The following is an 8,552-nucleotide window of genomic DNA, read 5'->3' as shown; positions in this document are numbered from 1 at the left end:
GTCTCTATCACAAACCGCATCACATTCGAACTCCTTTCCTGGAAGGAAGCGGTCAACCATGACACTCTGCCCCGGCACGGCTTCAAATGCCTCTCCCAATACGTCCAGCAGTTCATTTTCGCTATAGACAGCTTTCATCGCGACACCGCCAATGACAAAGCTTGGGCGCACCATTAACGGGTAACCAAGTTTCCGTGCTATGCTTAATGCCTCTTCAAGAGATGCAGCATCGCCACCTTCGGGGCCAGGTATGTTCAATTTGGCAAGAAGCCTGGAAAACTTACCGCGATCCTCTGCAGCGTCTATGATTTCTGCGCCGGGGCCAAGCAGCCCCACTCCCTCTGCGGCAAGGTCAAGACCAAGGCGCAGCGATGTCTGTCCTCCAAAACAGGCAAAGACGCCCCTTGCCTTTTCACGTTTAAGCACCGGCATAGTATCGTCTACGGTGAGCGGCTCAAGATACAGCGCATCCGATATATCGTGGTCGGTGCTGACTGTCTCTGGGTTAACATTCATCATTATTGCTCTAACACCGCGCCTGCGTAGTGCCTCGACAGCCTTGACACAGCAGTAGTCAAACTCCACTCCCTGTGCGATCCGTATAGCACCTGATCCGAGTACGACTACTCCGCCCCCGCATTCGTCCCACGGATCGCTTCCTGTTCCATAGGCCCCATAGTAGTATGCGGAACCGGACGGGAACTCCCCCGCACATCCGTCTACCTCTCTGTAGCCCGTAATACAGTCCTCAGATACAAGAAGGGCCTCCGCCTCCTTGACGGATATATTGCATGCGTCCGCAATCTGTCCCGTAGAAAGTCCGTGCTGTCTCGCTGAAACAATATTACCGTTAAATGGCCCATCCTCTTCCAGGTATTTTTCTGCCAGCTGTATCGCATTAAGCTGCTCAAGGAAATATCTTCTTATATGTGTGCGACGCGCCATATCTTCCACAGTAGCAGAACTGCGGCGCAGAAGCTCGGTTATCGCTTCAAGACGCAGATTCGTAGGAGCCGTTATCTGTTTCCATAGTTTGCCGGTCTCCCATGTGCGCATACGTTTGTCCGGGAGTCTCCTGCCGCGTTCAAGAGAGCGGCAGGCTTTTACCAGTGCCTGCGCGAAAGTTGAGCCGATTGCGAGGACCTCCCCTGTTGCCTTCATTCGCGGCCCAAGAGACGCGTCCGCCTGAGGAAAGGTATCAAACGGCCATGACGGAACTTTAACCGCAACATAATCAAGAGCAGGCTCTGAAAGCGCGCTGCCGGCCCCAGTCACATGATTAGGCATCTCTGTAAGATTTATCCCGAGTGCTATCTTTGCCGCCATACGAGCTATGGGATAACCTGTGGCCTTGCTCGCAAGAGCACTTGAACGGCTGGCACGCGGGTTGACCTCTATTACGTAATATTTGTACCCGTCCGGAGAGAGCGCAAACTGCACATTGCAGGCGCCGCGTATGTCAAGCACGGCTACGATCTTAAGCGCAGCCGTACGTATCATCTGCCATTCCCGGTCCGTCAGTGTAAGCACCGGCGAGACCACTATAGAATCACCTGTGTGTACTCCCATAGGATCTATATTTTCCATGCCGCACACTGCAAGCGCATTGCCGGCATTGTCGCGGACAACCTCCACCTCTATCTCATGCCATCCTTCCAGATAGCGTTCGATAAGAGCATGTCCGACAGGAGAGGCTGTAAGCGCATCTTCGACTTTAACGACAAAATCTTCAATATTTCTTACGACAGAATTACCTGACCCTCCCAGTGTGAAATCCGGGCGGAGAATCAGCGGAAGCGGCGTGTGCATGGCAAATTCCTGCGCAGCCGCGACGGAGGATATCCCCCTGCTTGCAATTATGGGCTGACCGCAACCTATCATGGCCTCACGGAACGGCTCGCGACCCTCTGCGCGCGCTATAGCATCTGATTGTGTGCCAAGAACCCTGCAATTATATTTTTCCCATATACCAAGCTTGCGGCACTCCATGCAGAGATTAAGCCCCGTCTGCCCCCCAAGGGTTGCAAGCACACCGTCCGGCCTGTACTCCGCAAGGATGCTCTCAACGACATCGGGAAGCAGCGGACGCATGCAGACAACATCCGCAACGGAAGAATCAGTCTGTATAGTAGCCGGATTGCTGTTGAGAAGTATAACGCGGCAGCCCTCTTCTTTCAGGGCACGGCATGCCTGACTGCCTGCATAGTCAAACTCCGCCGCCTGTCCTATGCGGATAGGGCCTGAACCAAGCACAAGAACTGTCTTTATTGCGAGGTCTTTCATCTTTATGCCACCTTAGCCGCGCGTATGCGTTTTACGAAATCCGCAAAGATATATCCGGCATCTTCAGGACCGGGAGATGCCTCAGGGTGAAACTGAACACTCAACGCATTAAGTTCTTTGTGTAGGAGCCCTTCTATCGTACCGTCGCCAAGATGACGGAACGTTACTTCGAGCCCTGTACCGGCAAGACTCTCTTCCGATACGGCATACTGATGGTTCTGGCTGGTCAGGATACCTCTTCCCGTGGCTGTTTCAATGACCGGCTGATTCGCGCCTCTGTGTCCGAATGCCAGCTTATGGGTATCTGCACCGCAGGCGCGTGCGAGGAGCTGATTGCCGAGGCAGACTCCAAGCAGTGGCAGCCTGCCCAATATCTTCTTTATCTCCTTTATTTCATAGTCAAGTACAGACGGATCCCCGGGCCCGTTACTCATAATAATGCCGTCAAGCCCTGCGGATAAAATATCTTCGGCCTTTGTGGTGTTAGGAAAACGTACGACACGGCAACCCAATGAGACAAAGCTCCTTATAATACCCTCCTTGACACCGTAATCAATGATACCGACCGTCACGTCACCGTCTCCTACAACCTCTGTCTTTTTGCAAGAAACGACTGTTACCATGTCATGGGGCAGCTCCGATAAAGATGGCAGAGCAGGTTCGCTGTCAAGTCTCCCCATCACTGAACCTGACGCCCTTATCCTGAGAATGAGCTGCCTCGTATCTATCCCGTCAACCAGAGGCCTGTCATTTTCCGCCATCCATGAACTTAGGCTGCAAAAACGTCCATTTTCAGTTTCGTTAAGCGAAGAGATAAGAGCTGCGGTGAGCCATACGCGCCGCCCCTCAAGCCTGTCTTTGTCAACTCCATAAATACCTATGGGAGGAAACGCAAAGACAACTATCTGCCCGCAGTATGACGGATCTGTCAGTGTCTGTGGATAACCGCATGCGGCAGTGGTAAAGACAACTTCTCCTTCAGCAGGCCTCGCAAGTTTTCCGCTGCCACGCCACACACTTCCGTCGGCGAGGGTCAAAAACACATTTCTATTCATTTTTTCGCAGCTCCTTATATCCCCGTAAAGGGAAATAATGTTTCATATGGACGGGCCATCGACAAATAAATAAACCTGAAATTATGTTTTGTTTATTTATTGCTTTTACCTATCGTTCAAAGTTGCAGAGTATTATAACTTGGGATTCTGATAAGTCAAGTGATTTTTATACACAAAAAAATTAGCCATAGACTTTGGTTAATCGGTTGCATAAATTATATTGGATGAGATGGAATGATTATAATGGTCACAGAAGGAAAGGTGTGCAAGATGGAATATAGTTTTTCGCCGCTTGTGGATGAGAAATCCCGGATACTTATACTGGGTTCGCTGCCCGGACTAAAATCCCTTGAACTTAACCAATACTACGCTCATCCGCAAAACCGTTTCTGGAAAATAATGTTTGCAATATTTGATACGCCGTTATCAAACGATTACAGCATCAGATGTTCATTGCTGCTCAGCAACCATATTGCCCTGTGGGATGTATTGAAATGCGCTGACCGCAAAGGCAGCAGCGACGGAAACATAAGAAATCAGATCCCGAACGACATCCCGCTTTTGCTGAAAGAACATCCGAATATCAGCTTCATTATTTACAACGGCAGCTGCGCATTTTCAAACTTCAAAAAATATTTCGGCCAACCTCCTCTTCGCTATAAGCGTCTTCTTTCGACCAGCCCTGCCTGCGCAGGACGTGACCATGAAAGGTTCGAGATGTGGGAAAGGGCGCTTACGCTACTCCGGTGATAACCAATAGCGACAGATAAAGCATCCGCCGCTATTGATAGGTGTTTATCCACTAAGTCAAAAAAGAATACTTGAGTCTGCCAGCACTTGAATCAGAGCAGTCCCAGAAATATAATCAACTCATCTGTCTTGCTGTAATGCCGCGTTCTTCAGGAGTTCCGGGAATAATGTTATCGCAAACGCCGGCACAAATGCCGGCTACTGCCATCGGAGTCTTAAGTATGGCCCATATTACCCCGCCTGCTGTACTTCCCATCAACCCGCCGGTAAAAAGAGCCTGATTTGCATCGACCCATCCGGGAAGCCCTAGGGCCATAAGGAATGCAAATCCAACTATAAGTACATTTCGCTGACTGCCCATGTCCGCCCTCATCAAATTCTGAATTCCCAGAGCTCCAATGGTGCCAAAAAGGGTAATATAGGCTCCGCCGATAACAGGCGACGGCATAGTGGCAATAAGAGCACCAAGCTTACCGACAAAAGAAAGCAGTATCAGAATGACCGCGCCTATTCTGACTACATATCTGCTTGCAACCCCGGTAAGAGCGATAAGCCCGATATTCTCAGTATAGGAAGTCGTACCTACAGATCCGAATATCCCTGACAGCATACAACTTGCTCCTTCTGCCCCGATCCCACGATTTATCTGCTCTGGCGTGGGATCCCCTATTCCTGCCGCATAGGCGCAGTTATGATAATCTCCGATGGATTCAATCAATACACAGAAGAAACCCGCAGAAATCGCACCTATTGCAAGCGCGGAAAATTTTGGCACACCCCATGGCATTATGACGTTGTAACGAAACCAGGGCGCCACTGCAACGTTACTTAGCGAGACAAACGCGGCATGTCCTTTTGGAAAAAGACCGAACAATGAACCCGAAAGGCAGATAAGATAAGCAATAACTATCGACCCAAGGACAGCAAATATATTTTGGTATTTATTTTTGCTTACAAGGCTGAAGAAAAATATCATCGCCACAACGGCCAGCGAAATGGGCCAGTATTTTGCGGCATTGAATTGGACAGCGACGGGGGCCAGAGAGAAGCCTATAGCCATAATGGTCGGACCGATCACAACCGGAGTTATGACTTTTGTGATACGCCCCGCGATCTTGCTGTAACCCACCATCGACATAAATACACCACCAACGATCAAAGCCCCGCCGATATACTGCATCACAACATTTGGCCCCAAAACTTTATATGCCCCGATGATAGTCAGCAGCGGAGGTATGAAGCTGAAGCTGGATCCTTGGACTATCGGCAGGCCTGTTCCAAGCTTTGGATGTGTCTGAATAAGGGTGGCAACACCCATACCAAAATACACACACCCGATAAAGGTGGCAATCTGTTCCGGGGACATTCCCATAGCCGGACCAAGCACCAATGGGACCAGAGTTGTTGCTCCGAACAGGGTAAGGACATGCTGCGCTCCAGCCATAATCGCGATCGGCAACGACGGCCTGTCATCAATTTTGTAGACTAGCTCTCTCCTCTTTGCCATTAAATTTTCCCCCTTTGATAATTGTTTTAAAGTTTTAAAGCTGGTCTAGCATTCCTTCATTGCCGTTTCATAGTCCTGTTTTTTTACAAAATTTGACTGCCAAATATCCATATCTGACGCATCGCCCTTTTTCATAAGTTTTACGGCCCGATAGACCTTCTCTCTCGTCGCAGGATACGAATGCAGACGAACACCCAGAGCATCAAAAATTGCATTATTCAGTGCAGGAGCCACAGCAATCATCGAATGCTCCCCTATTCCGCGATTCCCGTACGGAGATATCTTTTCCGGAGTTTCTTCCCAGAAGATATCCATATTAAACGGGACATCCATTGATGTTGCTATCTTGTAATCTGTAAAATCCGGAGTCAGAAGCTTACCTTGCTCATTATAATACATGCCTTCGAAGAGTCCTGCAGAAAGCCCCTGTATGGTTCCACCCTCAATTTGACCACGCACGTTCATCGGACTGATAGCCTTGCCTATATCATAACCGGCGGCGATACTGTTAACGGCAACCTCCCCGGTTCCCGGATCAACCTCAACATCCAGACCTACTGCTCCTACTGTAAAATGGACAACGCTTTTGGGCGACTGCCCTGTTTCAATATCCGGATATATGATATCAGGGGGGGTAAAAGTTCCGGTACCGATAATCGGTCCGCCCTTCAAAATACCATCCGGCATTTTGAAACCATTTTGCACTTTCTCATCGATAGACGAAACCAGATTCTTCATTGGGCACATTACTAATCCATGATCCAGGACAAGATCATCAGGCGACACCTGCCAATATTCAGCAAACAACGCAAGCAGTTTTTCTCTTGCCTCAGTAGCCGCTTTTTTCACGGCCATTCCCATAATCCAGCACGACCTGCTTGCAACAGTCTGCCAGTCATATGGGTGGCTGTTGGTGTCGGGATACAGGCAGCGTATTTTATCCAATGGAATAGATAATTCTTCTGAAACCATCTGCGCATAAGCAGTATACGCCCCCTGTCCCATATCCATGGTCGCTGCAAGGACCTCAACCGTACCGTCACCAAGAATTTTTACTATAGCGGAGGAAGACGCATCTGCCGGAATAGCAGGTGCCTTGATTGCCAAGGCAAAACCCTTTCCCCTGATCCATCCGGGACGGATCGCATTTTCTCTTACGTCCGCCTTAATTTTATCTGAGACCTTCTGAACAATTTTATCTAGCGCATGTGCATGCATATCCATTCCTGTACAGGTAGGAAGACCCTCCGAAAGCAGGTTCTTTAATCTGAATTCTATAGGATCCATGCCGATTTTTCGGGCCGCTATATCAATAACGACTTCCATGGCGCCCATAAGCTCAGGAAGTCCAAACCCTCTGTATGCCGTACCAAACGGTTTGTTAGTGTATACTGCATAGCTGTCGGTCCAGACATTCGGGATATAATAACAGCCTGTTGAAGTATAACCCGCACTTCTTACCGGATTTGCTCCATATTCAGCAGAGGCGCCGGTATCAAAGTAAAATGTATTTTTGATACCCTGTATCTTTCCATCCTTATCAATAGCCAGTTTAATACGGGCAACATACCCTTGTCTTACACCATTAGTTGTCAGCACTTCTTCCCGCGGAACAAATAATTTAACCGGCCGTCCTTGTAAATCTGGATTCATCGCCGCAGACAGGCATAGCGCCTCTATCGTCATTCCGGCTTTACCACCAAATCCGCCGCCAATTGGAGGCGCTATCACCCTTATCTTATTAAGCGGGTAATCAAGCCCCTTTGCCAGAATGTCTCGCACCGCAAACGCGGATTGAGCTGCGGTCCATATTGTCAGCCTTCCGCTGACAGCATCTTTCTGACAAATACAGCAATAAGGTTCAAGGAATCCATGTGCTATTTGGGGGCAATTAACAATCTCCTCTATCACATATTCTGCCTTCTCAAAAGCCTCATCAATATTGCCGCGACGAATTTTGAACCAGTTGCCGATGTTAGTACCAGGCTGCGGAGTAAGATAGTCTACTTTCTTATAGCTTCCAAGCTCTGGATGGACAAGGACAGAATTGTCTTTTATAGCCTGAACCGGATCAAAGACTGCCGGCAATTCTTTATATTCAACTTTAACTTTTAATACCCCTTCTTCAGCAGCATTTTCAGTCTCTGCAACAACCAGAGCAACAGGTTCTCCAAAATAACGAACCTTTTCAATGGCCATAGGAGTGCGATCCATAAGGTATAACCCGAAGTGATGATCAAAATCCCTACCTGTTATAACCTTCAGCACGCCTTTAACATTTAAAGCTTCATTTGTTGAAATTGAAACAATCTCTCCATGGGCAACCGTCGAGTGTACTATTCTGGCATGCAGAAGATCTTGGCCAAAACAAAGGTCATCTGTAAAATGCAGAGCACCGCTGGCTTTCTCATCATCATACTTCCTGGTTGTCCACTGTCCGACACCGTCATCAGTTATTATCTGATTCATTTTTTTCACTCCTTCACCGAAAGAAGTTCTGCTGCCTTACGAACCGCCCTGAAAATCCCAACATAACCTGTACAGCGACATAAATTTCCAGCAAGATAAATCTTTATTTCTTCATCAGAAGGAGATGGATTTTCTTTTAGCAACGCATATACCACCAATATCAATCCCGGCGTGCAGAACCCGCACTGTATCGCACCTTCCGATATAAAAGCTTTTTGAACGGGATGTAATTCTCCGTCAGCACCAACAAGTCCCTCTGATGTAAGCAGGGATTTGCCATCAACTTCGTAAGCAAGCAACATACATGACTTCTGAGGGACACCATCCACAAGAACCGTACAAGTGCCGCACTCACCTTCCTCACAACCACGCTTGACGGATGTCACCCCATGAGAGCGCAGGGCACGAAGCAACGTATCCCTAGCCTCGACCTCCCATAATACCTCGCGATTGTTAAGATTAAATCGTACCTCTATTTTTTCATTCAT

At 48.5% G+C, this 8,552-nt stretch carries 6 protein-coding genes; 1 reads left to right on the top strand and 5 read right to left on the bottom strand.

What is annotated here, in order from left to right; all coding sequences use genetic code 11:
• Window positions 1–2,283, bottom strand: a 2,283-nt coding sequence (carB, locus tag LLF78_02510) for a carbamoyl-phosphate synthase large subunit (protein MCE5201373.1), incomplete at its 3' end; no start/stop codon positions are given.
• 2 nt (window positions 2,284–2,285) lie between these two features.
• On the bottom strand, window positions 2,286–3,338 hold the full coding sequence (locus LLF78_02505; protein MCE5201372.1) for a carbamoyl phosphate synthase small subunit: 1,053 nt from the start codon (window positions 3,336–3,338) through the stop codon (window positions 2,286–2,288).
• 234 nt (window positions 3,339–3,572) lie between these two features.
• On the opposite strand from LLF78_02505, the gene LLF78_02500 reads away from it, so the two are divergent.
• A complete protein-coding gene (locus LLF78_02500; protein MCE5201371.1) occupies window positions 3,573–4,088 on the top strand; it encodes a DNA-deoxyinosine glycosylase in 516 nt (171 codons plus the stop codon).
• A 115-nt stretch (window positions 4,089–4,203) separates the two neighbouring features.
• Here the strand turns inward: LLF78_02500 and LLF78_02495 are convergent, their stop codons facing one another.
• Genes LLF78_02495 through LLF78_02485 form a run of 3 tightly spaced genes read right to left on the bottom strand, consistent with a single transcriptional unit; the run spans window position 4,204 to window position 8,552 of the window.
• Window positions 4,204–5,595: a purine/pyrimidine permease gene (locus LLF78_02495; protein MCE5201370.1), complete on the bottom strand. Its 1,392-nt coding sequence runs from the start codon at window positions 5,593–5,595 to the stop codon at window positions 4,204–4,206.
• Window positions 5,596–5,640: 45 nt separating this feature from the next.
• A complete protein-coding gene (locus LLF78_02490; GenBank protein ID MCE5201369.1) occupies window positions 5,641–8,064 on the bottom strand; it encodes a xanthine dehydrogenase family protein molybdopterin-binding subunit in 2,424 nt (807 codons plus the stop codon).
• Window positions 8,065–8,069: 5 nt separating this feature from the next.
• Entirely contained in the window at window positions 8,070–8,552 is a 483-nt protein-coding gene (locus LLF78_02485; GenBank protein MCE5201368.1) for a (2Fe-2S)-binding protein, read from the bottom strand.

This window comes from Synergistaceae bacterium (genome assembly GCA_021372895.1).
In the GTDB taxonomy this organism is placed as follows: domain Bacteria; phylum Synergistota; class Synergistia; order Synergistales; family Synergistaceae; genus JAJFTP01.
The sequence above is the reverse complement of the archived record's forward strand: the minus strand, read 5'-3'. Positions and strand labels throughout refer to the sequence as shown.

Excerpts from the sequence above, each read along its gene's own strand:
- LLF78_02505 (MCE5201372.1), bottom strand. The coding sequence starts at position 3,338 with ATGAATAGAAATGTGTTTTTGACCCTCGCCGACGGAAGTGTGTGGCGT.
- LLF78_02500 (MCE5201371.1), top strand. The coding sequence starts at position 3,573 with ATGATTATAATGGTCACAGAAGGAAAGGTGTGCAAGATGGAATATAGT.
- LLF78_02495 (MCE5201370.1), bottom strand. The coding sequence starts at position 5,595 with ATGGCAAAGAGGAGAGAGCTAGTCTACAAAATTGATGACAGGCCGTCG.
- LLF78_02490 (MCE5201369.1), bottom strand. The coding sequence starts at position 8,064 with ATGAATCAGATAATAACTGATGACGGTGTCGGACAGTGGACAACCAGG.
- LLF78_02485 (MCE5201368.1), bottom strand. The coding sequence starts at position 8,552 with ATGAATGAAAAAATAGAGGTACGATTTAATCTTAACAATCGCGAGGTA.